Below are 217 nucleotides of genomic sequence, written 5' to 3'. Positions count from 1 at the left end.
GTCGGCGGTGGTGGTCGGTGTGGGGAACGTCGCCGTGGACGTCACCCGCATGCTGGCCCGCGGGACGCGCGAACTGCGCCCGACGGACATGCCGCACGCGGCGCTGACCGCCCTCGCGGCGAGCGGGGTCACGCGGATCCACATGGTCGGCCGGCGCGGCCCCTCGCAGGCCCGCTTCACCACCAAGGAGCTGCGCGAACTGGGCACCCTGCCGGAC

General features: G+C 75.6%; 1 pseudogene. It reads left to right on the top strand.

What is annotated here, in order from left to right:
* Window positions 1–217: pseudogene (locus tag CCN29_RS35705) on the top strand (NADP oxidoreductase); the annotation flags it as partial.

This window comes from Streptomyces pseudogriseolus (assembly GCA_002154585.1).
GTDB lineage: Bacteria > Actinomycetota > Actinomycetes > Streptomycetales > Streptomycetaceae > Streptomyces > Streptomyces pseudogriseolus.
This window is presented reverse-complemented; position numbering and strand designations above follow the sequence as displayed.